The 26,675-nt window shown below is 70.1% G+C and carries 31 protein-coding genes; 14 read left to right on the top strand and 17 right to left on the bottom strand.

Annotated elements, in window-relative coordinates; translation table 11 throughout:
• Positions 1-11: 11 nt before the first annotated feature.
• Complete coding sequence (locus tag ACWCOV_RS21485; RefSeq protein ID WP_449831055.1) at positions 12-629, top strand: VOC family protein; 618 nt, start codon at positions 12-14, stop codon at positions 627-629.
• On the opposite strand, the gene ACWCOV_RS21480 is transcribed toward ACWCOV_RS21485, so the two are convergent.
• The gene (locus ACWCOV_RS21480) at positions 626-1,618 is read right to left on the bottom strand and encodes an HpcH/HpaI aldolase/citrate lyase family protein (protein ID WP_449831054.1); all 993 of its coding nucleotides are present in this window, start codon (positions 1,616-1,618) and stop codon (positions 626-628) included. The genes ACWCOV_RS21485 and ACWCOV_RS21480 overlap by 4 nt on opposite strands.
• Before the next feature lie 173 nt (positions 1,619-1,791).
• On the opposite strand from ACWCOV_RS21480, the gene ACWCOV_RS21475 reads away from it, so the two are divergent.
• From ACWCOV_RS21475 to ACWCOV_RS21450, 6 genes are all read left to right on the top strand, one after another.
• A complete protein-coding gene (locus ACWCOV_RS21475; RefSeq protein WP_449831053.1) occupies positions 1,792-2,328 on the top strand; it encodes a hypothetical protein in 537 nt (178 codons plus the stop codon).
• A gap of 30 nt (positions 2,329-2,358) precedes the next feature.
• Positions 2,359-3,624 (top strand): magnesium transporter MgtE N-terminal domain-containing protein, encoded by a 1,266-nt coding sequence (locus tag ACWCOV_RS21470; RefSeq protein ID WP_449831052.1) that lies wholly within the window; start codon positions 2,359-2,361, stop codon positions 3,622-3,624.
• Positions 3,614-4,147, top strand: a complete 534-nt coding sequence (locus ACWCOV_RS21465; protein ID WP_449831051.1) for a DUF1003 domain-containing protein — start codon at positions 3,614-3,616, stop codon at positions 4,145-4,147. The genes ACWCOV_RS21470 and ACWCOV_RS21465 overlap by 11 nt, the downstream gene beginning before the upstream one ends.
• 51 nt (positions 4,148-4,198) lie before the next feature.
• The gene (htpX, locus tag ACWCOV_RS21460; protein WP_449831050.1) at positions 4,199-5,095 is read left to right on the top strand and encodes a zinc metalloprotease HtpX; all 897 of its coding nucleotides are present in this window, start codon (positions 4,199-4,201) and stop codon (positions 5,093-5,095) included.
• A gap of 15 nt (positions 5,096-5,110) precedes the next feature.
• Complete coding sequence (gene pspAB / locus ACWCOV_RS21455) at positions 5,111-5,674, top strand: PspA-associated protein PspAB (protein WP_449831049.1); 564 nt, start codon at positions 5,111-5,113, stop codon at positions 5,672-5,674.
• A 78-nt stretch (positions 5,675-5,752) separates the two neighbouring features.
• Positions 5,753-6,898 (top strand): Mrp/NBP35 family ATP-binding protein, encoded by a 1,146-nt coding sequence (locus ACWCOV_RS21450; RefSeq protein ID WP_449831048.1) that lies wholly within the window; start codon positions 5,753-5,755, stop codon positions 6,896-6,898.
• 11 nt (positions 6,899-6,909) lie between these two features.
• On the opposite strand, the gene ACWCOV_RS21445 is transcribed toward ACWCOV_RS21450, so the two are convergent.
• Positions 6,910-8,109: an epoxide hydrolase family protein gene (locus ACWCOV_RS21445; protein ID WP_449831047.1), complete on the bottom strand. Its 1,200-nt coding sequence runs from the start codon at positions 8,107-8,109 to the stop codon at positions 6,910-6,912.
• Between the two features lie 62 nt (positions 8,110-8,171).
• Between ACWCOV_RS21445 and ACWCOV_RS21440 the strand changes: the two genes are divergently transcribed.
• Positions 8,172-9,125: a helix-turn-helix transcriptional regulator gene (locus tag ACWCOV_RS21440; RefSeq protein ID WP_449831046.1), complete on the top strand. Its 954-nt coding sequence runs from the start codon at positions 8,172-8,174 to the stop codon at positions 9,123-9,125.
• A 7-nt stretch (positions 9,126-9,132) separates the two neighbouring features.
• Here ACWCOV_RS21440 and ACWCOV_RS21435 read toward each other — a convergent pair whose 3' ends face one another.
• The 7 genes from ACWCOV_RS21435 to ACWCOV_RS21405 all read right to left on the bottom strand — a co-directional run bounded on the left by ACWCOV_RS21435 (position 9,133) and on the right by ACWCOV_RS21405 (position 14,441).
• The gene (locus tag ACWCOV_RS21435) at positions 9,133-9,477 is read right to left on the bottom strand and encodes a sec-independent translocase (protein ID WP_449831045.1); all 345 of its coding nucleotides are present in this window, start codon (positions 9,475-9,477) and stop codon (positions 9,133-9,135) included.
• Positions 9,478-9,595: 118 nt separating this feature from the next.
• Complete coding sequence (locus ACWCOV_RS21430; protein WP_449831044.1) at positions 9,596-11,071, bottom strand: trypsin-like peptidase domain-containing protein; 1,476 nt, start codon at positions 11,069-11,071, stop codon at positions 9,596-9,598.
• A 75-nt stretch (positions 11,072-11,146) separates the two neighbouring features.
• On the bottom strand, positions 11,147-12,205 hold the full coding sequence (locus ACWCOV_RS21425) for a sigma-E factor regulatory protein RseB domain-containing protein (RefSeq protein WP_449831043.1): 1,059 nt from the start codon (positions 12,203-12,205) through the stop codon (positions 11,147-11,149).
• A 3-nt stretch (positions 12,206-12,208) separates the two neighbouring features.
• Positions 12,209-12,820, bottom strand: a complete 612-nt coding sequence (locus ACWCOV_RS21420; protein WP_449831042.1) for an anti-sigma factor family protein — start codon at positions 12,818-12,820, stop codon at positions 12,209-12,211.
• Positions 12,817-13,485 (bottom strand): RNA polymerase sigma factor SigE, encoded by a 669-nt coding sequence (gene sigE / locus ACWCOV_RS21415; RefSeq protein ID WP_449831041.1) that lies wholly within the window; start codon positions 13,483-13,485, stop codon positions 12,817-12,819. Before sigE ends, ACWCOV_RS21420 begins: the two co-directional genes overlap by 4 nt.
• Positions 13,486-13,638: 153 nt before the next feature.
• Positions 13,639-13,860: a biotin/lipoyl-binding carrier protein gene (locus ACWCOV_RS21410; RefSeq protein ID WP_449831040.1), complete on the bottom strand. Its 222-nt coding sequence runs from the start codon at positions 13,858-13,860 to the stop codon at positions 13,639-13,641.
• Positions 13,861-13,895: 35 nt separating this feature from the next.
• A complete protein-coding gene (locus tag ACWCOV_RS21405) occupies positions 13,896-14,441 on the bottom strand; it encodes a CGNR zinc finger domain-containing protein (RefSeq protein WP_449831039.1) in 546 nt (181 codons plus the stop codon).
• Between the two features lie 69 nt (positions 14,442-14,510).
• Between ACWCOV_RS21405 and ACWCOV_RS21400 the strand changes: the two genes are divergently transcribed.
• Together ACWCOV_RS21400 and ACWCOV_RS21395 are read left to right on the top strand one after the other, a co-directional pair.
• Positions 14,511-15,680: an MFS transporter gene (locus ACWCOV_RS21400; RefSeq protein ID WP_449831038.1), complete on the top strand. Its 1,170-nt coding sequence runs from the start codon at positions 14,511-14,513 to the stop codon at positions 15,678-15,680.
• Entirely contained in the window at positions 15,664-16,260 is a 597-nt protein-coding gene (locus ACWCOV_RS21395; protein ID WP_449831037.1) for a GNAT family N-acetyltransferase, read from the top strand. The genes ACWCOV_RS21400 and ACWCOV_RS21395 overlap by 17 nt, the downstream gene beginning before the upstream one ends.
• Here ACWCOV_RS21395 and ACWCOV_RS21390 read toward each other — a convergent pair.
• Positions 16,247-17,128, bottom strand: coding sequence for an SIS domain-containing protein (locus tag ACWCOV_RS21390; protein ID WP_449831036.1), 882 nt, complete (start codon positions 17,126-17,128; stop codon positions 16,247-16,249). The genes ACWCOV_RS21395 and ACWCOV_RS21390 overlap by 14 nt on opposite strands.
• 101 nt (positions 17,129-17,229) lie before the next feature.
• On the opposite strand from ACWCOV_RS21390, the gene ACWCOV_RS21385 reads away from it, so the two are divergent.
• From ACWCOV_RS21385 to ACWCOV_RS21370, 4 genes are all read left to right on the top strand, one after another.
• Complete coding sequence (locus ACWCOV_RS21385) at positions 17,230-18,012, top strand: DeoR/GlpR family DNA-binding transcription regulator (protein ID WP_360523300.1); 783 nt, start codon at positions 17,230-17,232, stop codon at positions 18,010-18,012.
• 172 nt (positions 18,013-18,184) lie between these two features.
• A complete protein-coding gene (locus tag ACWCOV_RS21380) occupies positions 18,185-18,874 on the top strand; it encodes an O-methyltransferase (RefSeq protein ID WP_449831035.1) in 690 nt (229 codons plus the stop codon).
• 130 nt (positions 18,875-19,004) lie between these two features.
• On the top strand, positions 19,005-19,970 hold the full coding sequence (locus ACWCOV_RS21375) for an alpha/beta fold hydrolase (protein WP_449831034.1): 966 nt from the start codon (positions 19,005-19,007) through the stop codon (positions 19,968-19,970).
• Between the two features lie 54 nt (positions 19,971-20,024).
• Positions 20,025-20,690, top strand: coding sequence for a class I SAM-dependent methyltransferase (locus ACWCOV_RS21370; RefSeq protein ID WP_449831033.1), 666 nt, complete (start codon positions 20,025-20,027; stop codon positions 20,688-20,690).
• Between the two features lie 13 nt (positions 20,691-20,703).
• Here the strand turns inward: ACWCOV_RS21370 and ACWCOV_RS21365 are convergent, their stop codons facing one another.
• The 7 genes from ACWCOV_RS21365 to ACWCOV_RS21335 form a co-directional block, all read right to left on the bottom strand.
• A complete protein-coding gene (locus ACWCOV_RS21365; protein ID WP_449831032.1) occupies positions 20,704-21,426 on the bottom strand; it encodes an alpha/beta hydrolase family protein in 723 nt (240 codons plus the stop codon).
• The gene (locus tag ACWCOV_RS21360) at positions 21,423-22,418 is read right to left on the bottom strand and encodes an amidohydrolase family protein (RefSeq protein WP_449831031.1); all 996 of its coding nucleotides are present in this window, start codon (positions 22,416-22,418) and stop codon (positions 21,423-21,425) included. Before ACWCOV_RS21360 ends, ACWCOV_RS21365 begins: the two co-directional genes overlap by 4 nt.
• On the bottom strand, positions 22,418-22,936 hold the full coding sequence (locus ACWCOV_RS21355) for a 3-hydroxyanthranilate 3,4-dioxygenase (protein ID WP_449831030.1): 519 nt from the start codon (positions 22,934-22,936) through the stop codon (positions 22,418-22,420). The genes ACWCOV_RS21360 and ACWCOV_RS21355 overlap by 1 nt, the downstream gene beginning before the upstream one ends.
• Positions 22,936-23,349 carry a RidA family protein gene (locus ACWCOV_RS21350; protein WP_449831029.1) on the bottom strand — a complete coding sequence of 138 codons (414 nt, stop codon included), beginning with the start codon at positions 23,347-23,349 and terminating at the stop codon, positions 22,936-22,938. The genes ACWCOV_RS21355 and ACWCOV_RS21350 overlap by 1 nt, the downstream gene beginning before the upstream one ends.
• Complete coding sequence (locus tag ACWCOV_RS21345) at positions 23,346-24,848, bottom strand: 2-hydroxymuconic semialdehyde dehydrogenase (protein WP_449831028.1); 1,503 nt, start codon at positions 24,846-24,848, stop codon at positions 23,346-23,348. The genes ACWCOV_RS21350 and ACWCOV_RS21345 overlap by 4 nt, the downstream gene beginning before the upstream one ends.
• Complete coding sequence (locus tag ACWCOV_RS21340; protein WP_449831027.1) at positions 24,845-26,143, bottom strand: FAD-dependent oxidoreductase; 1,299 nt, start codon at positions 26,141-26,143, stop codon at positions 24,845-24,847. The genes ACWCOV_RS21345 and ACWCOV_RS21340 overlap by 4 nt, the downstream gene beginning before the upstream one ends.
• A partial coding sequence (locus ACWCOV_RS21335; protein WP_449831026.1) for a kynureninase/PvdN C-terminal domain-containing protein occupies positions 26,140-26,675 on the bottom strand: 536 nt, incomplete at its 5' end. The genes ACWCOV_RS21335 and ACWCOV_RS21340, both read right to left, overlap by 4 nt.

Genomic DNA, 26,675 nt, shown 5'->3' with positions numbered 1-26,675 from the left:
AGCTTGAGGCTGTGGGCACACGCGGCCGGCCGAGGCATCCCGACGTACTGACTCCTGCGGAGTGGCAGGTGGTCGACATGGTGCGGCACGGGATGCCGAACCGGGAGATCGCCCGGCGGCGCGGAGTCAGCGTCGACGCGGTGAAGTTCCACGTCGCGAACGCGTTGCTGAAGCTCGGCCTGGAACGCCGGGCCGAGCTTCGGACCTGGCGTGGTGTGCCCGCGGACAGTGCACTGCGACGACAGGGAGGCCCGGCGATGGCTGTGCAGCTTGGGATGATCGGGCAGATCGCCCGGCCAGTGAGCGATATCCAGCAGGCGGTGGAGTTCTACGGCAAGGTGCTCGGGTTGCCGCATCTCTACACGTTCGGGGACTTGGCGTTCTTCGACTGTGGCGGGACTCGGTTGTTCCTGAGTGCCTCCGACGAGCCTGCCGGGGCGTCGTGCCTGTACTTCCAGGTGGAGGACATCCGGGTCGCGTACGACGAGTTGCGCGAGCGGGGCGTGGAGTTCGAGAACGCGCCGCACCTGATCCACAAGCATGACAACGGGGTCGAGGAATGGATGGCGTTCTTCCCCGACCCCGACGGTCAGCTGCTGGCGATCATGGCGCAGGTGGCGCCCGGCTAGTCGGCCGGCTGCCAGATGTCCGTGCGGGTCATGCCGGCCGCGCGGCCCTTGGCGGAGATGACGAGGGCCATCTTGCGGGAGGCCTCGTCGATCATCTCGTCACCGAGCATCACCGCGCCGCGGGCGCCGCCGGCCGCCGAGGTGTAGTGGTCGTAGGCGTCCAGGATGTTCTCGGCGTGGTCGTAGTCGTCCTGGCGCGGCGAGTACACCTCGTTCGCGGCGGCGATCTGGTCCGGGTGCAGCACCCACTTGCCGTCGAACCCGAGCGCGGCCGAGCGGCCGGCCACCCGGCGGAACCCGTCGACGTCCTTGATCTGCAGGTACGGCCCGTCGATCGCCTGCTTCCCGTGCGCCCGCGCGGCCATCAGGATCTGCATCAGGATGTAGTGGTAGGCGTCGCCCACGTCGTACCCGGGCGGCTGCTCGCCGACCACCAGCGACTTCATGTTGATCGAGGCCATGAAGTCGGCCGGGCCGAAGATGATCGTCTCCACCCGCGGCGACGCCTGCGCGATCGCGTTCACGTTGGTCAGGCCGAGCGCGTTCTCGATCTGCGCCTCGATCCCGATCCGGCCCGGCTCGAGGCCGTGCACCTTCTCCAGCTGGGTGAGCAGCAGGTCGAGCGCGACGACCTGCTCGGCGGTCTGCACCTTCGGCAGCATGATGCAGTCGAGATTGGCGCCGGCTCCGCCGACAACTTCGATCACGTCGGCGTAGGTCCACTCGGTGGTCCAGTCGTTCACCCGGACCACGCGGATCTTGGTCCCCCAGCCGCCCTCGTTCAGCGCGGCGACGATGTTCTTGCGCGCGTCCACCTTGGCGATCGGCGCGACCGAGTCCTCCAGGTCGAGGAACACCTGGTCGGCGTCCAGCCCCTTCGCCTTGGCCAGGAACCGCGGGTTCGACCCCGGAGTCGCCAGACAAGACCGCCTGCTGCGCAATGCCGGATTCCTTCCCCGCCCCACCACCCCGGTCACCTGCTCCGCCATCACCGTGTCCCTCTCCTCGGGTTACCCGCCGGTCACCGGCAGCGTACGGCGAAACCCCCGCACGCTCCGGTGACCCGGCTCACTTCCCCTCCGAGTGTGTCCCGATTCACCGCCCTGTACGTGCGGGTGCAGCAGGCCGCGATCCGCGAGCTTGGTGTGACACCCTTGGATCCGTGACCATCAATGACGCTGCGGACGCTGCTGCCGAGATCGCCGCGGTCATGAAGAAGGCCGGCCTGGTCTGGCTGTCCTGGAACGGCGGCCGGCCCGCGCCTGCGTGGTTCGTCACAGTCGACGGGCAGTTCGTCGTACTGGCGGATGCCGCTGACAGCGCCGAGCAGCCGCTGCCCGGACTGGCCACGGCAGGTACTGCGGAGGTCGTCGTACCGGCCAAGCCCGCCACCAACCGCCTGGCGAGCTGGACCGCGACAGTGCGCCGACTGGAGCCCGGCAGCGAGGAGTGGACCGCAGCGGCCCTGGTACTGCGCACCGAGCGGCTGAACGCGGCCGGGCTGGACACCCAACTGGACCGCTGGAAGACCGAGGCCGACCTGCTCGTTCTGGAGCCCACCGGCGAGATCACCGAGCGAACAGGCCAGTACGACGACAGCCCGCGGGCCGAGTCGCCGATCGGGACACCCGCGACCACGAGGGGCAAGCCGCCGGTCACCCTGCACCGCCGCATCCGCCGCCGCCCGCGCCTGAGCTGAGAGTCCACGCTCGCGGGTTAGCCTTCGAACATGAGTGGCTCGCAGTCGTCGCGCGTGTACGTCGCCCGGCTGGCTGGTCTCCCGGTGTTCGCCCCGAACGGTGACCAGGTCGGCAAGGTCCGCGACGTCGTGGTGATGCTGCGGCAGGGCACGCAGCCGCCGCGGGTGCTCGGTCTGGTCGTGGAGGTGTTCACCCGGCGGCGCATCTTCCTGCCGATGACCCGGGTGACGTCGATCGACGTCGGCCACGTGATCATCACCGGCCTGGTCAACATGCGGCGCTTCGAGCAGCGGCCGACCGAGGTGCTGGTGCTCGGGGAGATGCTCGACCGCACGGTCACCATCCGCGAGTCCGGTGCGACCGCAGTGGTGTTCGACATGGCCATGGAACAGTGGCGGACGCGTGACTGGGTGCTGTCGAAGGTGGCGGTCCGGGAGGGCGCCAAGCGGTTCCGGCGACGCGGTCAGTCCCATGTGCTCGACTGGATCGACGTCAGCGGCTTCGCCCAGGTCGAGGAGGGGCAGGGCGCAACGCACATCCTGGCCGCGTTCGACTCGATGAAGGCTGCCGACCTGGCCGGCGTACTGCAGGACCTGTCCCCCAAGCGGCGCAAGGAGATCGCCGCTGCCCTGAACGACGAGCGGCTGGCCGACGTCCTGGAGGAGCTGCCCGAGGACGACCAGGTCGAGATCCTCGCCGGCCTGGACACCGAACGCGCCGCGGACGTGCTCGAGGAGATGTCCCCGGACGACGCGGCCGACCTGATCGCCGAGCTGCCCACCGACACGGCCGAGCGCCTGCTGACGCTGATGGAGCCGGACGAGGCCGAGGACGTACGACGCCTCCTGACGTACGAGGAGCGCACAGCCGGCGGACTGATGACGTCGGAGCCGGTGATCCTGCCGGCCGACGCGACCGTGGCGGACGCTCTGGCCCAGGTGCGGAACGCTGAGCTGAGTCCAGCGCTGGCCGCGATGATCTACGTCTGCCGTCCACCGCTGGAGACCCCCACCGGGCGGTTCATCGGGGTCGGCCACATCCAGCGGCTGCTGCGCGAACCACCGTCCGAGCTGGTGTCCGCCGTACTGGACACGGACCTGGACGGACTGCGGCCGGACGACAGCCTGCATGCGGTGAGTAGATACCTCGCCACGTACAACCTGGTGGCCGCGCCGGTCCTCGACGACGAAGGCCGGCTGCTCGGAGCGGTGACCGTCGACGACGTCCTCGACCACCTGCTCCCGGAGGATTGGCGAGAGTCCGAACAGCAGGAGGAGGACCGGCATGCCACGTGACGACCGCAGCACCGATGACCGCCGACTGCTTCGGAGCACCAACCGGCTGGACATACCGCGCGAGCTGCGCCGCACCCTCGTCCGGCGCGCCGCGTACGACGCCGACGCGTTCGGGCGGCTGTCCGAGCGGATCGCCCGCTTCCTCGGCACCGGCCAGTTCCTGGTCTACATGACCGCGACGGTCCTGTTCTGGGTCGGCTGGAACATCTTCGCGCCGCCGCAGCTGCGGTTCGACGAGTACCCGTTCATCTTCCTCACCCTGGCGCTCAGCCTGCAGGCGTCGTACGCCGCTCCGCTCATCCTGCTCGCCCAGAACCGGCAGGAGGCGCGCGACCGGGTGCAGTACGAGCGCGACCGCGACGTCGACGCCCGGGCCCGTGCGGACATGGAGTTCCTGGCCCGCGAGATGGCCGCGCTGCGGATGGCCGTCGGCGAGGTCGCCACCCGCGACTTCCTGCGCTCCGAACTGCGCTCGCTGCTGGCCGACCTGGACCTGAATCGCCGCGAGGACGACCGGGTCTGAGGTGCTTCCGGGCCGAGCTACTCTCGCTAGCAGGTGAGGAAGGACGATGCGATGAAGACTCGCTTCACACCCGATCGCGGGTTGAGCCGCCGGATGCTGGTCACCAGCTTCCTGCTCGGCCTGCTGTACGTCGGATTCGTCGCACTGCTGATCGCGCTGACGAAGAGCGCCGTGGTGGCCGTCCTGATCGCGGGCGGCGCGCTGTTCGCGCAGTACTGGTTCTCCGACCGGATCGCGCTGTACGCGATGCGCGGCCGGATCGTCAGCCCCGAGGAGGCGCCGCAGCTGCACGGCGCGATCGACCGGCTGTGCGCGCTGGCCGACATGCCGAAGCCGAAGGTCGCCATCGCCGACGTCGACCTGCCGAACGCGTTCGCCACCGGCCGCAACCCGGACAAGGCGGTCGTCTGCGTGACCACCGGGATCCTGCGCCGCCTGGACGCCGACGAGCTCGAAGGCGTGCTCGCGCACGAGCTGTCCCACGTCGCCCACCGGGACGTGGCCGTGATGACGATCGCGTCGTTCCTCGGCGTCCTGGCCGGACTCATCACCCGCTTCGGCCTGTACGGCGGCCTCGGCCGCAACCGCGACCAGAACGCGGCGCTGATGGTGCTCACGATCGTCCTGGTCTCCATGGCCGTCTACGCGATCTCGTTCCTGCTGACCCGCGCCCTGTCGCGCTACCGCGAGTTGGCCGCCGACCGGGCCGCGGCCATCCTCACCGGGCGACCGTCGGCGCTGGCTTCCGCGCTGACGAAGATCAGCGGGGACATCGCCCGGATCCCGTCCCGCGACCTGCGCCAGGCCGAGGCGTTCAACGCGTTCTTCTTCGCCCCGGCGGCCGCCGGGGGTTTCAGCTTGTCGTCGCTGTTCTCGACCCACCCGACCTTGGAGACGCGACTCGACCGGCTCGGCGTGCTGTCCCGCGAGCTGGGCGAGCAGGCTTAGAGCAGGATTACATCCATGGGCCTTCTCGACATCCTGCTCGGCCGGAGCAAAGCCGTCCCGCCGAACCTCGACCAGCTCTTCTCGCTGCCCTCGGCCGCGATCACCCTGGACACCGCGGCCGGGTACAAGGCGACCGGCAGTGGTTCGGTCTGCTTCAAGGCCGCGGAGGGCGGCGGGTTCTCGGCGCTGCGCGAGGAGGTCGACAAGCTGCTCGCCCTGGACAACGGCAAGTTCACCAGCCAGACCGACTCCTACGGCTTCACCTGGCTGGTCCGGGAGACCTCCCCGGACGACCTGGAGGGGCTCGTCACCGACCTGCACGCGGTCAACACCTCGCTGGTCGACGCGGGCTTCGGATCGGCGCTGCTGTGCACGCTGGTCGCGTTCACCAACGGCAGCAAGTCGCTGGGGCTCGTCTACCTCTACAAACGCGGCTCGTGGTACCCGTTCGTCCCGGTCGGCGCCGACCGGCGCGACAACGCCACGGAGCTCCAGATCAAGTCCATCGTCGGCTCCGACCTGCGCTTCGAGGCCGACCTGGCCCGCTGGTTCCCGGTCTACGGGGCGCCCGGCCTGTAGAAGTTAGGGTTGCCTTCCCGGAGGTACGTCACACGGACCGTGGTCGGCGGGTTTCGGGCGAGCACGTAGCCTTGGGGTATGCCTCCCACTGCTGACCAGGTGACCGCCGCGCTCGGTGGTGTGCTGGATCCGGAGATCAAGAAGCCGATCACGGACCTCGGCATGGTCGAGTCTGTCGTCGTCCGTGACGACGGCGTGGTCGCCGTACGGATCCTGCTGACCGTCGCGGGCTGTCCGATGAAGGACACGCTCAGGCGCGACACCACAGCAGCGGTCAGCAAACTCGACGGCGTCACCGGGGTCGAGGTCGACCTCGGCGTGATGTCGGCCGAGCAGCGCGCCGCCCTGCAGACGCAGTTGCGCGGCGGCGTGGCAGAGAAGGAGATCCCGTTCTCCCGGCCGGACTCGCTGACCAAGGTGTTCGCGATCGCCTCCGGCAAGGGCGGCGTCGGCAAGTCGTCGGTGACGGTCAACCTCGCGGTCGCGATGGCCCGGCAGGGGCTGTCGGTCGGCGTCCTGGACGCGGACATCTACGGGCACTCGGTGCCGGCCATGTTCGGGGTCGCCGACGAGCGGCCGACCGCGGTGGACGACATGATCATGCCGGTGCCCGCGCACGGCGTGAAGGTGATCTCGATCGGCATGCTGAAGCCGAAGCGCGACCAGGTGGTCGCCTGGCGCGGCCCGATCCTGGACCGCGCGCTGGTGCAGATGCTGGCGGACGTGTACTGGGGCGACCTCGACGTGCTGCTGCTGGACCTGCCGCCGGGCACCGGTGACATCGCGATCTCGGTCGGCCAGCGGCTGACCAGCGCCGAGGTCATCGTCGTGACGACGCCGCAGGAGGCCGCCGCCGAGGTGGCCGAGCGGGCCGGCACGATGGCGCAGATGGTGCACCAGCGCGTCGCCGGGGTGATCGAGAACATGTCGTTCCTGCCCTGTCCGCACTGCGGCCCCGAGCACCGGATCGAGATCTTCGGCACCGGCGGCGGCACCCGGGTGGCCGAGACCCTGAGCGCCCGCCTGGGCTACCAGATCCCCCTGCTCGGCGAGATCCCCCTCGACGAGCGCCTGCGCAGCGGCGGCGACCTGGGCACCCCGCTCACCGAAGCCGCCCCCGACACCGCCGCCGCCCAGGTCCTCGACCAGATCGCCGCCAAACTGGGCGGCCGCCCGCGCGGCCTCCTCGGCCGCCAGCTCGGCCTCTCCCCGGTCGGCCGCTGACGCTCGCCGCGTCAGCGGTGGTCGCGGAAGAAAGCCCGGATGTCGTCGACCAGCACGTCGGGGACCTCCATCGCCGGGAAGTGGCCGCCGGCGTTGTACTCGTTCCACGAGGTGTAGGCGCCGTACGGATCGACCTCGCGGCGGACTGACATGTCGGCGGCGAAGACCGCGACACCGGTCGGCGGCAATGGCGGGGCTTCCCAGCCGCCGTCCGACGGCTCGTCCGACTTCGTGGCGAACTCGCGGTAGGCCTGCATGCCCTCGTACACCGAGTGCGCCGCGGACGCACCGACCTGGTTGAACCAGTAGATGCTCACGTTGGTCAGCAGCTGGTCGAGGTCGACCGCGTCCTCGGGCAGCTCGTGCGCGGGATCGGTCCACTCCTTGAACTTCTCGATGATCCAGGCGAGCTGGGCGACCGGTGAGTCGGTGAGCCCGTACGCGAGCGTCTGCGGGCGGGTCGCCTGCAGGGACAGGTAGCCGACGCCGTCCTCGCGCCACGCGTTGAACCGCTCGGCGCGCTCGCGTTGCGATCCCTCGAGCCCGTCCAGCGAGAGCTCGGGGCCGAACGGGAACGGCGCCGGTCCGTTGATGTGCGCGGCGATCACGCGACCGGGAGCGACCATGCCGAGCATTCCGACGATGCCGGAGCCGACGTCGGTGCCCTGCGCCAGGAAGCGCTCGTACCCGAGCCGCGTCATGATCTCGGCGAACGCCCCGGCAACCCGGAACAGGTTGCCCCAGCCGGCTTCGGAGACGGGCGAGAAGCCGTACCCGGGAATCGACGGCAGCACCAGGTGGACGGCGTCCTCGGCCTTGCCGCCGTGCGCGACCGGGTCGGTCAGCGGGCCGACGACCCGGAGGAACTCGGTGTACGAGCTCGGCCAGCCGTGCACCATCAGCATCGGCCGGGCAGCCGGCTCCTTCGACCGGACGTGGACGAAGTGGACCGGCTGGCCGTCGACCTCGGTCAGGAACTGCGGCAACTCGTTCAGCCGGGCCTCGGCCTTGCGCCAGTCGTAGGTGTTCTGCCAGTACTCCGCGATCCGCCGCAGGTAGCTGGTCGGGACACCGCGGCTCCAGCCGAGGCCGGGAAGCTCGCGAGGCCACCGGGTGTTCGCGAGCCGCGCGCGGAGGTCGTCGAGCTCGGCCTGCGGCACGTCGATGCGGAACGGGCGGATCCGGCTGTCCACTGCTGTGTTCGTCGTCATGCCCACAACTCTAGGAACCAATGCGGAAAGGTTCGTTCCGCGTTTGAAACTATCCTGGAGAAATGTTGGAGACCTCGGCACGACTGCTGCGGCTGCTCTCCTTGTTGCAGGCGCACCAGCACTGGACCGGCCCGGAGCTGGCGACGCGGCTGGGCGTGACGACGCGCACCGTGCGCAACGACGTCGAACGGCTGCGGTCGCTCGGATACCCGGTGGAGGCGACTCCCGGCGTCGCGGGCGGCTACCGGCTCGGCGCCGGGGCCGCGCTGCCGCCGTTGCTGCTCGACGACGACGAGGCCGTGGCGGTCGCGGTCGGACTCCGTACGGCGGCGGGCGGCTCGGTCGCGGGCATCGAGGAGACCTCCGTGCGAGCGCTGGCGAAGCTAGAGCAGGTCCTGCCGTCGCGGCTACGGCACCGGGTCAGCACTCTGCACAGCTACACGGTGCAGGTTCCGGGGTCGGGACCGGTGGTGGATCCGTCGGTGCTGACGACACTGACCACGGTCTGCCGCGACCATGAGCGGCTGCGGTTCGACTACGCGTCGCACGCGGGTACGGCGTCCGTGCGGACCGTGGAGCCGTACCGGCTCGCGCACCTGCGTGGCCGGTGGTACCTGGTCGCGTTCGACCTGGACCGTGCGGACTGGCGCACGTTCCGCGTGGACCGGCTGACGCCGAGGATCCCGACCGGCCCGCGCTTCGAGCCGCGCGACCTGCCGTCCGAGGGCGTTGCGTCGTACGTCGATCAAGGGGTGTCGACGGCGATGTGGGAGTTCCGGGCCCGGATCCGGGTGTTCGCTCCGCTGGCCGTCGTCGCGGCCCGGCTGCCCGCGACCGCAGGACAGCTGACCGAGATCGACGAGTCCTCGTGCTACCTCGACGCCGGCTCCGACGATCCCGGCATGCTGCTGCGCTACCTGAGCATGCTCGACCTGGACTTCTCCGTCGCCGAGGCGCCCGAGCTGGCCGACGAGGTTCGCAAACTGGCAGCCCGCTACACCCGCGCCCTGGAGTGAGACAGGGTCAGGTGGACTCGGGGTCGAAAGGCGCGCGCTGGCCGGCCGGGAGGCGCTGCGGTGCGTCGGAGAAATCCGGGTTGCTGACCGGCTTGTCGTCGTCGTAGTCGTCGGTGCCCTCGAGCAGGTGCTTGCGGACGAAGTTGCGCGGGTTCAGGTCCTGCAGCTCCAGGTCGGCGAACTCCGGGCCGAGCTCGTTGCGCAGGTCGTTCTGCGCGTTGGTGACCATCTGCCGCACCTGGCGCAGCAACCGGCCGGCCGTCCGGGCGAACTCCGGCAGCCGATCCGGGCCGAAGACGAGCACGGCGACGATCGCGATCACCACCAGCTCGAGTGGCCCGATGCCGAACATGTCCCCACCTCTCTGCAGGTCGTCTGCGACGGCGACCAGCGTAGCCGCACCATGGTGATACCGCCTGCCGGGTCAGCCGATTCCGGACAACCCGCGGCGTCCCGCCGGACCAAGAAACTCAGCCGGTCTGCTGGCCGAGCGTCACCGTCACGGACCGCGCCTTGCCGCCGCGCTCGTACACCAGCCGGACGCTCTCCCCCGGCTGATGAGTCCGGATCGCCACGATCAGCTCCTCGGCGCTGGCGACGGCCAGGTTGTTGATCGAGGTGATCACGTCACCGACCCGCAGCCCGGCCCGCAGCGCCGGGGACGCCGGCTCGACCCGGCTCACCCTTGCCCCGCCCTCGAACTGCATGTCGACCTGCGCCCCGATCACCGGGTACGACGCTTTGCCGGTCGCGATCAGCTGCTGCGCGGTCCGCCGGGCCTGGTCGATCGGGATCGCGAAGCCGAGCCCGATGTTGCCGCTCTGCTCGCTGCCGCGGACGGTGGCGATCGCCGAGTTCACCCCGATCACGCGCGCGTTCATGTCGACCAGCGGACCACCGGAGTTGCCCGGGTTGATCGCCGCATCGGTCTGCAGCGCGCTGATGAACGAGGTCTCGCCGGAGGCTTCGTCGCCGGTCGTGACTGGCCGGTTCTTGGCCGAGATGATGCCCGAGGTGACCGTGCCGGCCAGGCCGAGCGGCGACCCGATCGCGACCACGTCCTGCCCGACGATGGCCAGGTCGGAGCGGCCGAACTGAACCGACGGCGCCTCCAGGCCGCTGACGTGGACGACGGCCAGGTCGTAGACCGGGGAACGCCCGACCAGCCGCGCGGTCAGGGTCTTGCCCTTCTCGCTGAGCACCTGGATCGATCCGCCCTGGGCCGCGGACGCGACGACGTGGTTGTTGGTCAGGATGTGGCCGGCGTTGTCGATGACGAACCCGGAGCCGGTCGCGTTGGTGTTGTCGGAGCCCTCGACCTTGAGCTGGACCACGCTCGGCAGCAGGGTCGAGGCGACCGCGGAGACCGATCCGCTGCGGATCTTCGGGTCCGCGCCGGTGCCGACCGGCGGTCCGGGCTGCTCGGCGACCGGGTTGTTGTTGTCGATCGCGACGACGGTCGCGGCGGCCCCCGCCCCGGCGACGATGCCGATGATCAGGGCCACGGCGGCCGCGATGGCGATGATCCGGTTGCCCTTCTGCGGCGGATCCGGCGTGTACGCGTGGGCCTGCTGGTTGTGCCAGTCCGGCGGCGGGGGCGGCGTGTACGACGGCTGGTACGCCGGTCGCTGCGTCGGCCAGGCCTGGCCCGGGTACACCGGCCGGAAGCTCGGCTCCTGCGGCTGCGGCCGCCCGAAACTGCGCTGCGTCACCGAACGCTGGTTGGTGGTCGGCCCGTTCGACTGCCGGTACGCCGCATCTACGCCAGGCGACGGCAGTGGGGCGGTGGCGCCATCCACGGAAGGTGGTTTGAGGGCCGTCAGCGGCGTCGTGGCGTCGGGCGAGCTGGGCGGGGTCTGCGAAGCGGCAGGGGACTCGGCCGGGAGGATGCGGGTTGGGTCCGCGCTGGGAGTCGGTACTGTCGGCTCGGCGTCGTCGCTGGTCACGGTGCCCGCCTCACGTGGTCGTGGTCGTCGGTCGGCGGCCGCCGCCCGGGTCTCGGGAGGGACTACCGGAATCGATTATCCCAGCTTCCCCGAAAGCGCACCCATCGGAGTGAGCCACGTCGCGATTTTCGCCAGCCCGGCGCCCATCCGCTGGACCGCGGTGAGCTGCACCGGCACGTCGTGGGGGAACGAGCGGACCACCTGGCCGAGCATGTCCGGCGGCAGGTCGCCGATCAGCGTGTACACGATCCCACCGGACGACCAGACGACGTACGACGGCATCCCGTAGCGCAGGTAGACGCCGGGCGTCTCGGTGGTGGTGAAGCCCGCGACGGCGGCCGGGTCGAGCGCCCCGCGCTGCTCGAACAGCGAGACGTTGAACAGCCCGTCGGAGTACGAGAACTGCAGCGACCCGTTGGTGGTGTCCTGGTGGACGTCGTACAGCTTCAGCGAGGCCGGCAGCTCCGGTGCGCACACCCAGCCCTCCGAGCGCAGCCCGTCGACCTTGCCGAGGCCCAGCGACTCGTCTCCGCTCGGCGCCATCGGCGGCAGGTGCCCGAGGAACTCCGACTCCTCGATCTCCAGCTCGGTGAACACCGTCGCCCGGACCATCGTCTTGCCGTCCACGCTGAACAGCTGCCGCTGCAGCAGCAGTCCGGTCGCCTTGTCGATCCAGAACCGAGCCGCCAGCGTCTGGTCGTCCCGCAGCGCCTCCACCAGGACAGCGGCCCGTCCGATCGTGTCCGTGCAGCACTTGTAGACGAGCTGGTACGTCGCCCGGAGCAGAGCCAGCGGTCCACCGTCGACTGCGGCGCCGGCGTTGGTCGCACGCTGCACGAACGCCTTGGCGCCCGGTGACGACGACGATCCGACCACACTGATCTCGGAGCCCTGTGAGGCCGCGTGGACGATGTCCAGCATCGCCGAGCTCGCGCCCTGCGGTCCCCACGAGGTGATGATCTGCGTGCCGTGGTACGAGACGGTGTTCGGCGCCGTGGCAGCGCGCGCCAGCCAGCTGATCGCCAGTGGCGAGTCCTCACGCGAGGAGGTCGGTGGGGCGGCGACGGCGGGTGCGGGCAGGCCGAAGCCGATCAGTGCGGTGCTGACCAGTACGGCGAGCCGGGTGAGGCTCACGGGTCAGCGTCCTGTCAGGGCCACCGGCTGCAGCGTCGGGCTCAGCCCTGCATACCCAGCCCCGTTGTAGGAGTTCAGCAGCGCCACCGGGTCGGTGAACGGCGCTCCGCCCGACGTGGTCGCGTGGTCGGACGAGAAGCTCGCCACCGGCGGCTGCAGCGTCGGCGGCTGCTCCTCCCGGGACGGGTCGCCGACGATGAACGCCGTACCGAGCAACGAAGCGACGGCCGCTGCCGAGCCGGCGGCGCCCAGCACGCCGGTGCGGCGACGGGAGCGCGTGGTCCGGGGTGCACCAGGCCGGCTGGCGCCTGTGCGGCCGGCTGGGAAGGCGGAGCGCTGCGGGAAGAGCGACACGGCCGGCGTCAGCACCGGGCGGACCTCCTCGCGCGGCTCCGGCGAGAACGACGAGACGCCCATCAGGCGCTGCATCAGGTCGGTGGACGGGTCCGGGGTCTCCAGAGCGGCCATCCGGGCCTTGAGGCGGCGCTGAGCGTCCACCTCGGCCCGGCAGGTGTCACAGCCGACCAGGTGGCTCAGGACCCGGTCGCGCGAGTCGTGGTCGAGCGCGCCGTCGACGACCGCGCTGAGCTTGTCCAGGGGGTGCTGCAGAGTCACCGGAACTCACCTCCGGCGCCGAACGACCCGTCGGTCGGCGGACCGCCGACCCTGGTCTGGCCGGACCGCGGCGCGCGGTGCTCGAGGTGCTTGCGCAACATCGAGCGGCCCCGGTGGATCCGGCTGCGGACGGTGCCGAGCTTGACGTCCAGCACGTCGGCGATCTCGTCGTAGGTCATGCCCTCGATGTCGCAGAGCACCACGGCGGCGCGGAAGTCCTCCGGCAGCGCGTCCAGGGCGCCCTGCACGTCGTGGTCGAACTGGTCGGAGTCCAGCTTCTCGGCCGGGCCCTCGCCCTTGGCCGGCAGCCGGTCGTGCGCGTCCTCGGGCAGCCCGTCGAACCGGATCCGCTGCTTGCGCCGGGCGCCGTCCAGGAACAGGTTCGTGGTGATCCGGTACAGCCAGCCCTCGAAGGTGCCGGGGGTGTACGACGACAGCGAGCGGAAGACCCGGACGAAGACCTCCTGGGTCAGGTCCTCGGCGTCGTGCTTGTTGCCGGTGAGCCGGTACGCGAGCCGGTAGACCCGGGCGGAGTGCGTCCGGACGATCTCGTCCCAGGACGGCAGCGCGTCCGGGACCGGCTGCGGCGCAGGCGCCACGGAGGTGTCGGCCGGCTTCACCGCAACGCCTCCCTGGGTCCTCTCGGCAATGAGCGTGAAGGCCATGGTGCCGCGGTCACCGTCCTCTGCGCACGTCGGGAACACCCGGGTTCGACCCTGAGTTTCTGGTACGACGGCTCAACGCGGCGCCCCGGCCGGAAGTTCCCGGCCGAAGCCTTCCGATGACCAGACGCCTTGGCAGCCACTTTTGTTGCAGCCCTATTTCTCCTCGATCACCGCGATCGGGTCGCCGTCGCGGACGACCTCACCCTCGGTGACCTTCAGCTCGGTGACGGTGCCGGCCACCTCGGCCAGCACCGGAATCTCCATCTTCATCGACTCCAGGATGACCAGGGTGTCCTCCGGCCCCACCGTGTCGCCTGCCTTGGCGGTGACCTTCAGCACATTCGCGACCAGCTCCGCCACCACGGTGTGACTCAACTCGCGCTCCTCAGTCCCGGACGTCTGCCTCGATCCTAGGCGCTGGGGTTCGCGGCCTTGCGGGCCCGGTACGACGCGACCCGGGTGCGGCTCGCGCAGGTCGGTGAGCAGAACCGCCGCGGACGGCGCTCGGCCGCGTTCACGTACACCCGCTCGCAGTCGACCGCGGCACAGGTGCCGATGGCGTCAAAACCGTGCGCGGCCGCGAAACTCGCCAGCCCGAGCGCAGTGGTCGCCGCCAGCCAGTCGCTCCACGTAGCGCCCGGCTTGGCCACATGCAGGTGCCAAGGCGACCCGTCGTGGTCGGACAGATACGGCCGTACGGCGTACTCCTCGAGCAACCCGTTGAGGACGGCCGCGGCGTCCCGGGCCGAGGCGTGGAAGACCGGACGGATCCGCTCCCGGACGGCCCGCACCTCGGCCAGGTCGTCCTCGTCCAGCGTGATCGGCTCGGACTCGCCGTGCTCGAGCAGGAACGTGCGGACGTCCCCGGGCGCGTTCAGCTGCTCGGGGTCGCGGGTCCGGGTGTTGACCAGATCCACCGCCAGCCGGACCAGCCGGTCCGGTGCCTGAAGCTCCACACCGCTCCTCTCGTAACGTATTTGATAGCGTAACGCGTAACAGCTTGATCCGCGTTACAGGAGGCCTGCGTGCCCAGCTACTACTTGGCGGCGACCCTAGCCAGGCTTGCCGACGAGATGGTCGCGTTCACGCTCGTCCTGCTGGTGCTGGAGCGGACTGACAGCCCAGCGCTGGCTGGAATCACCGGAGCGGCGTACGCACTGCCTGCAGTCGCCACCGGGCCGCTACTCGGTGCCTGGCTCGACCGGACGCCGTACCGTCGGAGTGCGCTGGCGCTCAACCAGGCGGTGCTCGGCGTCGTCATGGTCAGCCTGCTGGCTGTGGTTGGGCACAGCGCGCACTGGATCACTCCTGCGCTCGCAGCCGTCGCCGGGGCCACGCTGCCGATGGTGAGCGGCGGGTTCACCAGCATGCTGCCCAGCCTGGTCCCCGCGGACCGGCTGGCCCGGGCGAACTCGCTGGAGGCGGCCAGTTTCGGCGCTGCCACGATCACCGGTCCCGCAGCGGCGGCGACGATCGCGTCCATCGTCTCTGTCGAGGCTGCGGCGCTGGTCATCGTCGTCGCGACTGCGCTCAGCATCCTGGCGATCACCCGGTTGCCCTCCCTGCCGCCGACGCAGGCCGCGGCGGAGCCCTTCCTGCCATCGGTTGTCGGCGGGCTGACCCACCTATTCCGGACGCCTCGGCTCCGCGCGTCCACAGTCACGACCACGCTGGTCCTGGGCGCTTCCGGCCTGCTGCTTATCACGCTGCCGCTGCACATGGCTTCGGTCGGCATGCCGAAGTCCGCAGCCGGCTACCTCTGGACCGCGCTGGAGATCGGCGGCGTCGTCACTGCGCTCCTGCTCGGCCGCCTGCAGACACGCTGGCGGCCCGAGTACGTCGTCATCGTTGCCGCAGCCGCCTCCGGCCTGGTGATGACCACGTGGCCGCTCGCGACCAACTTCGCCGTACTGCTGCTGCTCGCTGTTCTCGCCGGGCTGGCCGAGGGGCCGATGCTGCCGGCGATGTTCGCTGCTCGGCAGCAGTACAGCCCGGACGCTTTGCAGGGTCGCGTCAGCACCACAGCCGCCAGCCTCCGCGTCGGCACCTCAGCACTGGGCCAAGTCACCGCCGGCCTGCTCGTGCCGCTCATCGGCACCCACAAAGCCCTGCTCGTCATAGCCCTGACCGTCATAACAGCCGCAACCCTCGGCCGCCTCTCACTGAAAGCCCCCGCTCATGCACACACCGCTTGACACCTGGGTCCACGGCTGGGCCATCTGCCGCAACACCCCTGCACCGGTCGAGTTCCGCGGCGGCTATCGCATCGATGTCGGTCTCCCCGGCCACCAGGTGCGCTACGTGCTGCCGACGTACGACGCTGAACTGGTCGGCGGAGCGCATCAGCCGGACACCTGGCTGAAGATCTGCGGCGACGTCGCGCTGGATCCGCCGTGGCAAGTGCAGCCGCCGGAGTACCTGATGACGACCGAGCTGACTCAGGCGGCAGCGCGTGTGGGCAGCCCGTACCGGTTGGAGACTGCACTGCAGGGCAGCGTGATTCAGGTGGTCGTGAGAGCTGATGACGACTCAGTGGCTGCTCGCGGGAAGGCGGGGCTCGCGGGCGGTTGCGCTGTGTTCGACCAGATCGAGACCGACCGGGGACACCGGCGGCGTGGGCTCGGGCGGGCTGTGATGGGGGCGCTGTCGGCCGCAGCCCAGCACGCCGGCGCGAGGACCGGCGTACTGGTGGCGACCGAAGACGGGCGGGCGCTCTACAGCGCCCTGGGGTGGACGCTCAGCTCGCTCATGACCGCTGCGGTCAGTCGAGGATGACGGAGCGGCTCAGGCTGCGCGGCTGGTCCGGGTTGAGGCCCAGCGCGAGGGACTTGGCGACTGCGACCCGCTGGGCGATCACCAGGGACGCCATCGGGTCGAGGTCGGCGTGGTGGACGATCGTGGCGCCGGTGGCGGTGACATCCTCGCGCAGGCCGGCCGGCGACTCGCCGAAGATCCAGACGCCGCGCCCGGGCTGGGCGATGGCGATCGGGCCGTGCCGGTAGTCCATCGCCGGGTAGGCCTCGGTCCAGGCCGACGCGGCCTCACGCTGCTTCAGCGCCGCCTCGTGCGCCAGGCCGACGGTCCAGCGGGCGCCGACGTACGTGACCTGCTCCAGCTTCGCCAGCTCGTCCACATCCACCGTGAGCGCGGTCTCCGCGTCGGCCGCGGCCTGCTGGAGGTCCTCCCCCAGCGATGCGCGCAGCAGCGCCAGAGTGGTCGTGGCGAACCGGGTCTGGACGACGGACTGCTCGTCGGCGAAGTCCAGCAGGATGGTGTGGTCGGCCAGGTCGACGATCGGCGAGCCCGCGGTCGCGGTGATCGCCACGGTCGGCAGGTCGGTCGCCCGGATCAGGTCCAGCACCTCGGTCGTCGTACCGGACCGGCTGATCACCACCACGACGTCGTACGCACGGCCGGCCGGGAACTCCGAACCGGCGAACGCGTCCGTCTCGCCCTGACCGTTGTCCTCGCGGAGGGCGGCGTACGCCATCGCCATGAACCACGACGTGCCGCAGCCCACCGCCGCAACCCGTTGACCGGGCTTGGGCAATGCGCCACCGTACTGCGCGAAACCGTCCGAGACCTGCCGCCAGAGGTCTGGCTGAGTGGCGATCTCAGTGCTCACATAAGGCGTGTTGGTCATGTCGTCTCCGCACTTGTCATGGTCGAAACTGCTCAAAACGTGATCGAATGGTCCAACCAGCCGCCATCCGGCTGACCGATTGTGTGAAGGAGGAGCCCCGGGTGAAGCGTTACGAACGCCTGAACACCTTGCTCGAGTCGCTCGCCGAGAAGGGCGCCATCGACGTCGACGAGCTCGCCGAGCAGCTGCACGTGTCCGCGGCGACGATCCGGCGCGACCTGGACCACCTGGGCAAGCAGCAGCTCCTCACCCGGACCCGCGGCGGCGCGGTCGCCAACGCGGTGTCGTACGACCTGCCGCTGCGCTACAAGACTGCGCGTTTCGCCTCGGAGAAGCAGCGGATCGCGCAAGCCGCGGCCACCCTGGTCCGGCGCGGCATGGTGATCGGCATGAACGGCGGCACCACGATCTCCGAGGTGGCGCGCACGCTGGCGACCCGGCCGGAGCTGTCCGCCGAGCACGGCGAGCCCGCGTTCACCCTGGTCACCAACGCGCTGAACATCGCCAACGAGCTGATCGTCCGGCCGCACGTGAAGATGGTGCTCACCGGCGGCGTGGCCCGGCCGCAGTCCTACGAGATGATCGGCCCGCTGTCGCACCGGATCCTGTCCGACCTGTCGCTGGACATCGCGTTCATCGGCGTCGACGGGATCGACGAGACCGGCGCCACCGCCCACCACGAGGGCGAGGCGAACATCAACCAGCTGATCGTCAGCCGGGCCGCCAAGGTCGTGGTGGTCGCCGACTCCTCCAAGCTGGGCCAGCGCGCCTTCGCCCGGATCTGCGAGCTGAGCGAGATCGACACACTCGTGACCGACGCCCAGGCCGACGACACCCAGCTGGCGATCTTCAAGGAAGCCGGCATCGACGTCATCCAGGCCTGAATCCAGGTTCGGTTCACACCACATCCCGCCGTACCTCCCCTCTCTGGGCCGCGCATTGCCTCCTGTAGACGATCATATCTGATCCTTCGGTGCATCTTATGAGCAAGAGTGCGCAGTCTCTGCGTGGGAGACACGGAACCAGGACCTGGTGCCGCTAGGCTTCGGTCTCAGGATGAGTAGCGCAGCCGCGGAACACCCCGCAGATCTTTGGGAGGGCATCATCGCCACCGGCATCGACCCGACGTCCTGGGCGTACGCCGAGGACTACACCGGTGAGGACGAAGTCGTCACCGGTGCGCGGGCGAGCGCCCAGGACAGCGGGATCGCCGCGATCGGGCCGGGCGCGGCCGCCGCGCTCAGCATGCTGGCCGCCAGCGTGGGCGCGAAGGCGGTCGTCGAGATCGGCACCGGCACCGGCGTGTCCGGGCTGGCGCTGCTGCGCGGCATGCGCACCGACGGCACCCTCACCACGGTCGACATCGACGCCGAGAACCAGCGGCTGGCCCGCAAGACGTTCCTGGACGCCGGCGTCCCGTCGAACCGGTTCCGCCTGATCGCCGGCGCCGGGCTGGACGTGGTCACCCGGCTCACCGACGGCCACTACGACCTGGTCTTCTGTGACGCCGACCGGCGCGAGAACACGGCGTACCTGCACGAGGCCCTCCGGCTGCTCCGCCCCGGCGGCGTCGTCGCCTTCGCCGGCATCCTCGCCGGCGGCCGCGTCGCCGACCCGGCCCACCGCGACCCCGACACCACCGCCCTCCGCGACCTGATCCGCGCCGTCCGCGACGACGACGACCTGGTCTCCGCCCTCCTCCCCACCTCCGAAGGCCTCCTCACCGCCGCCAAACGCCTCAGCTGAGGGTGTCCCAGGTCGCCCCGGAGCAGCGGGAAGACGCGGCCACCGACCTGGCGCGTGGTGCCACAATCTCACCGTGGAGCAACGACTCGGCACGGCGAGGCTGGACGACGGCACCGCGATCCGGTTCGCGGTGGTCGGCTCGGGTCCGTTCGCGCTCTGCGTGCCGGGGTGGGTATCACATCTCGAGCTCGGTTGGGCGATACCCGCGGAGCGACTGTTCTACGAGGGCCTGGCCAGCGGGCGCACGCTCGTCCGTTACGACCGTCCTGGGGTCGGGCTGTCGGAGACCACGGACCGTCCGGATGTCATCGAACTCGAAGTCCAGGTGATCCGCGCGGTCGCCGAAGCGGTCGGCACCGACGCGCTCGATCTGATCGGTGTTTCGTTCGGAGCGCCGCTGGCGGTGAAATTCGCGGCTCGCCACCCTGAGTCGGTCAACCGGCTGGTGCTGTACGGCGGCTGGGTGCAGGGCAACGAGGTGGCGGCGCCGGCTGTTCGCCAGCACGTGCTCGGGCTCGTCGAGCAGCACTGGGGATTCGCGTCGGATGTCCTCACCGAAATCTTCGCGCCCGACGCCGACGCCGGTTTCCGCGCCGTCTTCTCCACCTATCAACGCGAGTCGGCGTCCGCCGCGACAGCACGGCGGCTGCTCGCCACCTGCTACGAGATCGATGTGAGCGAGGATCTCGGCAGCATCCGTGCGCGGACCACCGTGATCCACCGTGCTGATGATCGCGCGGCGCCGCTCGCCGAGGGCAAGCGGTTGGCCGACGGGATCACCGGCGCGACCCTGAAAGTGTTGCCGGGCCGCACGCACCTGCCGTTCGTCGGCGATGTGGAAGGTCTCGTCAACGAGATCCGCTCCGGTCTCGGGTTACCACGGCTGCGGCGAACCGCGCGGCCCACCTTGACCACGCGGCAGGGCCAGGTCGCGGCGCTCGTGGCCCAAGGTCTGTCGAATCGTCAGATCGCCGAGGAGTTGGTCATCACCGAACGTTCGGCCGAGTCGCATGTCGAGCGGATCCGGTTGCGGATGGGTTTCCGCTCTCGGGCACAGATCGCGGCCTGGTACGCAGCCGCGCACCCGACGGGCTGAAGTGCGGTATTTCCACGGCTGACCCGGCGGCTGTGCCGGCGTCAGGATCGAGCCATGACGAGTTCCGCGGTCCACCGCGCTGCGGTCGACGGTTTCGACCCGCATCCAGTTCGCGGCCGGTTCAACTCAGCGTTCTTCGCAGCGCTGGGTGGCTACATCGACCTGCACCTGCGCCGGCGGAAGAGGGCGGTGTTCGCCGGACTGCCGCAGACCGTGGTCGAACTGGGATCGGGCGTGGGCGCGAACCTGCGCTACCTGCCTCCGGGGGCGCGACTCATCGCGATCGAGCCGAACCCGTTCATGCACGCCCGGCTCCGGCGTGCGGCGGCCGGGCAAGGACTCGAGCTCGAGATCCGCGATGTCGTCGCTGAGCGCATCGACCTGCCGGACGCGAGTGCTGACGCCGTCATCTCCAGCCTTGTCCTGTGCACCGTGGCAGACCTGGACGCCGTGCTCGCCGAGGTGCGGCGCGTACTGCGGCCGGGTGGACGGTTCAGCTTCGCCGAACACGTCGTGGCGAGGGAGCACACGCCGACCCGCTGGGTACAGCGTGCGCTGCGCCGGCCATGGGCGTGGGTGTTCGAGGGCTGCTCGTGTGAGCGTGACCTGGCGAGCGCGATCGAGTCGGCGGGCTTCGCCAGTGTGAACATGCAGCGATACCGGATCCACTCGCCGCTCCTGCCCTTCAACACCCACATCGCCGGCACCGCGATCACGTGAGGCGCCCCGGACGTCAGCCGATGAGGCGGGTGAGCTCGGCTGTGACCTCGTGGAACGCTTCGGACTGGGGATCGATGAGCTCGTAGTGGCCGGCGCCGTCGACTCGGGTGAAATGGGCCGTCGGGTGGGCGGCGAAGTACGACTCGGTGACGGTGATCGGGACCCGCAGGTCGGCGGTGCCGTGGATCAGGCTGACGGGGGCGATCGAGGCCGGCAGGTGCACGGGGTCCAGGTCGTTGCGCACCCCGCTGCCGATGAAGTCCTGTACGGCGCCCTCGTCGAGCCCCAGGCGGTCCGCCATCAAGAGATCGGCGACCGGGGCCAGCGCGATCACCCCGCGCAGCCGGACCGGGTTGAGCGTCGCGGCCGCCCACAGCGCGAGCTGGCCGCCGGCTGAATGGCCGATCAGCACGTACCCGGCGTGCACGTCGACCAGGTCGGGCAGGCTGTCCAGCGCCGTACGCACGTCTGTGGTGGTGGCGTCGGGATCGCCCGGCTCGCGCCGGTACTCGAGCGACAGCACCGGCCAGCCGAGGTCGGCGAGCGCCTCGCCGAGCGGGCGGGCGTGCATCCGGTCGTACTCCGGCCGCCAGAACCCGCCGTGCACGAAGACGACCAGCGGGCGGTACTCCTTGGCGTGCCAGTAGTCGATCACCTGGTCCTCGTGGTCGCCGTACCGCAGTTCCTCGTCCGGCTCGCGCGCCTCGCGCGTGAGCACCGATCGGTCCTCGCTCATTCAGACCTCCCGAGATAACGCAGGGCGTTCGTGGACAGCAGCTTGTGCTGCTGGTCCGCGGTCAGGAAGCCGGCCTTCCGTACCACCTCCCCGACCGGCCGCTCACCCAGTGGATAGGGATAGTCACTGCCGACCAGAACGCGGTCTTCCCCCACGGTATCCACAAGTAGCCGTAATGGGGCCGATTCGAACACCACCGTGTCGACGAAGAACCGATCCAGGTAGTACGACGGTGGATGCTCCGAGCAACCACGCACGATGTCTCCGCGCCGGTGCCAGGCGTTCTCCACCCGGCCCAGCCAGAACGCGAAACTCCCGCCCCCGTGGGCGAAACAGATCCGCAGCGACGGCGGCAGCACGTCGAAGGCGCCGCCCAGGATCATCGCCAGCAGCGAAAGATGCGTCTCGGCCGGCATCCCGGTCAGCCAGCGGGCCATCCAGCGGTCCAGCCGCGGCCCGCCCGGCATGTCCCACGGATGCACCAGCACCGGCGTCCCGGTCTCGGCACAGTGGTTGAGAAAAGCAACGATCCCGGCGTCGTCGAGATCCTTGTCCCCGACGTGGTTGCCGATCTCCACGCCCACGTGCCCGGCCTCGAGACACCGGTCCAGCTCGGCGCACGCGGCGTCCGGGTCCTGCAACGGCACCTGGCAGAACGGCACGAACCGGTTGTCCCCGGCAAGTGTCTCCACGGTGAGGTCGTTGAAGATCCGGGCCACCTTCACCGCCTGGCCGGCCGGCCGGTCGTAGGCGAAGAACACCGGGGTCGGCGAGACCACCTGGACATCGATGCCGTCGGCATCCATATCGGCCCGACGGACGGCCGGATCCCAGGTCTGCGGGCCGATCGGGCGGAACTCGGACTCGCCGACCATGATCATCGCGGCCCGCTCGGAGTCGATCCGCAGCCACGGCCAGCCGGAGCCGCCGCACGCTACCGAGAGATCCGGCCAGCCCTTCGGCACCAGGTGGGTGTGGACATCAACGGCCATCAGCCCTTGCCTGGGTGCATCGTGCCGCACTTCGGGCAGGTGCGCGCCTCTTCGCTGTCGTAGAAGGCGTTGAAGACCGGCGGCAGGTCGGCGACGATGTCGTTCACCTGGAGCTCGACCTCGTGCACGATCGCGTTGCAGCTCTCGCAGTACCAGCGGAACTTCTCCAGCGTGCCCTGCTCGCGGACGCGCTCGATCACCAGGCCGATCGAGTCCGGGCCGCGCTGCGGCGAGTGCGGCATGTTCCGCGGCAGCACCCACATCTGGCCCTCGTCGATGTCGACCCGGGCCGGCCCGTCCTCGGTCATCACGTTGACGTGCAGGTGTCCCTTGATCTGGTAGAAGAACTCCTCGTACGGGTCGACGTGGAAGTCGGTGCGCTGGTTCGGCCCGCCGACCACCATGGTGATGAAGTCGTCACCGGTCGGGAACATCTGCTTGTTGCCGACCGGCGGCTTCAGCAGGTGCTTGTTCTCCTCGATCCACTGCGGAAAGTTCGTCGACTCCAGGTTGACCATCACTCGCTCCTTTGCGGGATCGCCGCTACGGCAGATATCTCGATCAGCAGCTGGGGATGCGGCAGCTGATGTACTGCGACAGTCGTCCGGGCCGGTCCGGACTCGTCGAAGAACTCGGCGTACACCTCGTTGTACCCTCCGAAGTCGTTCATCGACACCAGGTACGTCGTGACGCTCACCAGGTCCTCGAGTCCGGCGCCGACCGCTGCCAGGATGTCCCGGATGTTCTCCAGCACGGCCCGCGTCTGCTCCCGGATGTCCAGCGACACGGTGCCCAGCTCGTCCACCGAGGCCCCCGCGATCGAGTTGTCCGGCCGCCGGCTCGACGTACCCGAGACGTAGGCGAACCCGCCGGCCACCTTCACGTGCGGAAACCGCCCCCGCGGCACTGCCTTCCCCGGTACGACGGTCACGACAGCTCCACGCAGACGTTGGTGGGTTCGGAGTAGAAATCGAGGGAGTGGCGGCCGCCTTCGCGGCCGATGCCGGAGAGTTTCATGCCGCCGAACGGCGTGCGGAGGTCGCGGAGGAACCAGGTGTTGACCCAGACCAGGCCGACCTCCAGGGCCGAGCCGGCGCGGTGGGCGCGGCCGACGTCGCGGGTCCAGACGGTTGCCGCGAGCCCGTAGTCGGAGCCGTTGGCCAGCGCGTACGCCTCGTCCTCGGTGTCGAACGGCGCGATATGGCAGATCGGGCCGAAGATCTCCTCGGTGTTGGTCCGGGCCTCGGGCGGCAGCCCGGTCACCACAGTCGGCTGGATGTAGCAACCGCCGTCCCGGGCATCGCCGAAGCTCGGTACGCCGCCACCGGTCAGGATCTGTGCGCCTTCGGCCCGGGCGAGGTCGTAGTACGACAGGACCTTGTCTCGGTGCTGCTTCGAGATCAGCGGCATGTTCATCGTCGCCTCGTCGGCGGGCCAGCCGTAGGTCAGCTCGGTCGCCCGCTCCGCCAACCGGGTGCAGAACCTGTCGAACACCGGCCGCTCGACGTACAAGCGTTCCGTGCACAGGCATACCTGGCCGCCGTTGGTGAAGACCGACCGCACCGATCCCTCGATCGCCGCGTCGAGATCACTGTCGGCGAAGATCAGGCCGGCGTTCTTCCCGCCGAGCTCGAACGACACCGGTTTCACCCGGTCCGCGGCCACCTTGGCGATCGCCGTACCGGTCGCGGACTCGCCGGTGAAGGTGATCGCGTCGATGCCCGGATGCCGGGTGAGGTACTCCCCTGCCGACGACGGACCGAACCCGTGCACGAGGTTGAACACCCCGGCCGGTACGCCGGCCTCCGCCATCACCTCGGCCAGCACGGTCGCCGAGGCCGGCGTCTCCTCGGACGGCTTGACGACCACTGCGTTGCCGCAGGCAAGCGCCGGGGCGACCTTCCAGGTGAGTAGCAGCAACGGCAGGTTCCAGGGCACGATGATCGCGACCACACCGACCGGCTTGCGTACGGCGTAGTTCAGAGCCCGCCGCCCATCCGGCAGCACGGTCGTGTACGACTCGGTCGGCGCAGTCGTCGCGAAGTCGGCGAAGGCCCGGAAGTTCGCCGCACCCCGCGGGATGTCGAGCGTCCGCGCCTGGCTGATCGACTTGCCGGTGTCGCCGACCTCGGCCGCGACCAGGTCCTCGAACCGCCGCTCGAGCCCGTCCGCGACCCGGCGCAGGACGACGGCCCGCTCCTGCTCGCTCATCCGTCCCCAGGGACCACGCAACGCGGCCCGCGCAGCCTGCACGGCCGCGTCCACGGTCTCCTCGGAGGCCTCACAGACATCGAAGATCTGCTCGCCGGTGACCGGGCTGAGCTTCGCGAACGTCGATCCACCCTCGACAAACGAGCCGTCGACGAAGTTCCGCAACAATCCGGGCTGCGACACCCTCCCGGCCAGCAGATCGGGACTCCAGAGGTTCATCGCCGTCTCCTTCTGACCAGCCCGGCGAGCAGACCGGCGGCGAACGCGACTCCGACGCCCAGGACCTGGTGCTGACGCCGCACCCGCTGCTGGACCTCGGCGTACGGCGTCGTGGAGAACGACACCAGCTCGTAGCGGGAGACGTACCGGCCCGGGAAGGCTCGCTCGAGCGCGTGCTCGATCCGCTTGGTCAGCCGGAAGACCGGGGACGCCACCTTGTCGCGCATCTCGACGAAGTTCGCCAGCGCCATGTCGGCGATCGCCTCGGTGTTCTCCCGCCGGCGTGCCTCGAACAGCGGCAGCGCCCGGGCCCACGAACCACCGGTGTCGCCGAGGCAGCGGTCCAGCTCGACCACGTCCTCGAAGGCGCAGTTCGCGCCCTGGCCGTAGAAGGGCACGATCGCGTGCGCGGCGTCGCCGATCAGCGCGGTCCGGCCGTGCGCCTGCCACGGCAGGGTGTGCACGGTCCCGAGCACGCCGACCGGGTTGTTCAGGTAGTCGCCGACCAGATCCGGCGCCAACGGCAACAGGTCCGGGTAGTGCTCGCGGAAGTGCGCCTCGATCTCCGCGGCGTCGGTCAGCGCGTCGAAGGAGCCGGCCGGCCAGAACAGCGTGCAGGTGAACGACTTGTCCGGGTTCGGCAGCGCGATCATCATCGAGGTCCCGCGCGGCCAGATGTGCAGTGCGCCCGGGTCCAGCGCGAAGTCGCCGCCGGCGGCCGGGATCGACAGCTCCTTGTAGCCGTAGTCCAGGAAGTCCACGTCCTCGGCAACGATGCCCTCGGCAAGCATCTGCTCGCGGACCGCCGAGCCGGCGCCGTCGGCGCCCAGGACGACGTCCGCCTCGGCCGCCACCTTCCCGGACGGGGTCGCGAACACCATCCGCCCGGCGGCCGAGTCGAGCTCGACCAGCCGGTGCTCGAAGACCACCGACACCCCGGGAGCGGCCGCGGCCGCCGACAGCAGCGCGTTGTTCAGCGCGCCGCGGCTGATCGAGTTGATCGCCCGGTCGCCGTCGGCCGAGTACTGCTGGAAGTCCAGCGGCCCGTCGACCGGATGGATCATCCGGCCCTTCATCGGCAGCGCGTCCGCCATCACCTGGTCGACCAGCCCGATCCGGCGCAGCGCATCCAGGCCGCGTTCGGAGATGGCCAGGTTGATGGACCGGCCGCGCTCGGGTGCGCCGGTCCGCGGGTCCGGCCGGCGCTCGTACAGCGTCACCTCCAGGCCGCGCCGGGCCAGGAAGCAGGCGAGCAGGCTCCCGGTCAGCCCGGCTCCCACGATCGCGATCTTCACTCGGGCTCCACCTGGTTCAGTGCCGACGCCGCGCGCCAGCAGTCGTGGTGGGTCGAGTACAGCGGCACCGGGGCCAGCCGCAGCACGTCGGGCTCGCGGGCGTCCGCGATCACGCCGTACTCGAACCGAAGTCGCTTCGCCAGCTCACCGGCCGTCATCGCAGCATTGATCCGCAACGACAGCTGTGCGCCACGCCGCGTGGGGTCGCTCGGCGTGATCACCCGCCCGATCGTCACCCCGGCCAGCAGCTTCTCCAGGTACGCCGTCAGCCGCAGACTGCGCTCGCGCAGCGCGCCCATGCCGACCCGGTCGAAGAGCTCCAGCGAGGTCCGGACCGGGCTCATCGAGAAGATCGGCGGGTTCGAGACCTGCCAGGCGTCCGCGGACGCGGGCGGGCGCGACTCCGGCGCCATCTCGAACCGGGTCGACGGCTCGGTGCTCCACCACCCCTCGAACCGCGGCCGGTCGCCGCCGAGGACGACGTGTTCCGCGGCGCCGCCGAGCGCACCTACCGCCTCTAGGAGACCGCCCC

The organism is Kribbella sp. NPDC002412, assembly GCF_053592935.1.
The sequence above is the reverse complement of the archived record's forward strand: the minus strand, read 5'-3'. Positions and strand labels throughout refer to the sequence as shown.